Origin of the sequence: Geobacillus sp. G4 (genome assembly GCF_040327975.1) — a bacterium.
Lineage (GTDB): Bacteria > Bacillota > Bacilli > Bacillales > Anoxybacillaceae > Geobacillus > Geobacillus thermoleovorans.
Genome location: NZ_JBEPJY010000046.1, coordinates 1 through 1,626 on the forward strand (window position 1 = coordinate 1; position 1,626 = coordinate 1,626).

Annotated in this window: 1 protein-coding gene and 1 pseudogene; both read right to left on the minus strand. The window is 41.6% G+C overall.

The window, feature by feature from the left end; all coding sequences use genetic code 11:
• Positions 1 to 75: 75 nt before the first annotated feature.
• Positions 76 to 1,407: pseudogene (locus tag ABS784_RS16780) on the minus strand (type I restriction endonuclease subunit R); the annotation flags it as partial.
• Between the two features lie 35 nt (positions 1,408 to 1,442).
• On the minus strand, positions 1,443 to 1,626 hold a 184-nt coding region (locus ABS784_RS16785), incomplete at its 5' end, for a hypothetical protein (protein ID WP_352513347.1).

A 1,626-nucleotide genomic window follows, 5' to 3' on the forward strand; every position in this document is an offset into this window, starting at 1 on the left:
TAACCAAGGAATCGGGTTCATGTCTCCTTTTTTGTTTAGTTGTCAATTTATGTCAGTGAATTTGCTCATCTACAGTTCTGTATTGTTATCAACAAAATCGACCGGGGTTCCCGTAAATCCAATATAGGAAGCGTTCGGCAAAGCATAACGCAACTGAGCGGCAAATCCGCCCGCAAAACCGGCTTGGGTGCGATGTGCTTCATCGGCAATCACAACAATGTTTCGTCTTTCCGATAAAACAGGGTGTCGGGTTTCTCCTTCTTTTTTACGGAATTTTTCAATAGTGGAGAAAATAATTTGTCCCGCTTCCCCTCTCAGTAATGTCCGCAACTGTTCGGTATTTTCCGCGTGATGCACATGGCCGATGTATGATTTTCCTTGCACAAACGTATCATGCAACTGTTCGTCTAGGTCATTACGATCCACTTGAATGACAATAGATGGGTTTTCCATTTCCGGGTGGCGAGACAAAATTCCTGCGAAAAATAACATGCTTAGCGATTTACCCGAACCCGTTGTATGATACATTACCCCGATTTTCCGATCCCCATCCGGACGCGTTGCACGGATCGCTTCATTGACAGCAAAGTTTACGCCAAAAAATTGGTGATATTTCGCGCCAATTTTTGTAATTTTACTTCCTTCCTCCAAAAAGACAATAAAATTACGAATATAGTTTAATAGACGGTCTTTTGGAAATAATCCTTCAATCAGCGTGCGCATCGTATTGGCGCGGTTGTTATCCACATTTCGTCCATCAATCGATTTCCATGAGGCAAAGAAATCGTAATCGGCAAACGGCATTCCATGCTTCGTTTCCACGTTATCGGAAATGACAACAAAAGCGTTGTAGTTAAATAATTGCGAGATATCATACGTATAGTTTTGAATTTGGGTATATGCATCATAAACAGTCGCTTGCTCGTTGTTCGGATTTTTCAACTCAAACACAATCAGCGGTAAACCATTAATATATATAACGATATCTGGTCTGCGGGACATGCGTCCTTCAATCGGTAATTGATTGACCACTAAAAAGTCATTGTTCTCCGGATGTTCCCAATCGATCGGGAAAACATGAGGCGTGTACGTTTCATCGTTTACCTCATAAGAAAATTCAAGTCCCTTCGTCAACATTTGGTGAAAATGCATATTTCGGTTAATCAGTTTTACCCCATCCGGCGCCGTCAAAATTTGAGCAAGCCTTTTGATTTCTTGTTCCGGTATGGTCGGATAAGCCTTCTTTAAGAAGGCTTCCAACCGACCGTAAAGAACTACCTCGTGAAGACTGTCTCGCTCTCCACGTTGAAATAATTCCTGCGCATGAAGATAGTCATAGCCTAACCGCTTTAAACGTTCAATTGTTGTTTCTTCAAATTCCGTTTCACCCAGAGGTCTCGTTGCCATGCTGCTTGCACCTCCTAGTCGAATCTATATCCAATTTAAAGTACTTCTTCTACTTGTTTTTCTGCTTTTGATACATCAATTTCACCAGATAAAAGACGAGGAATGAGATAGTCTCGTGTTTCTGATAAAAGAGTTATTGACTTTACCCGTGGTGCTAGATAAAACTCAGACAAGCATAAAAATAGCCCTTGCTGGCGGATCTCCAGTAGAATGAAAGTG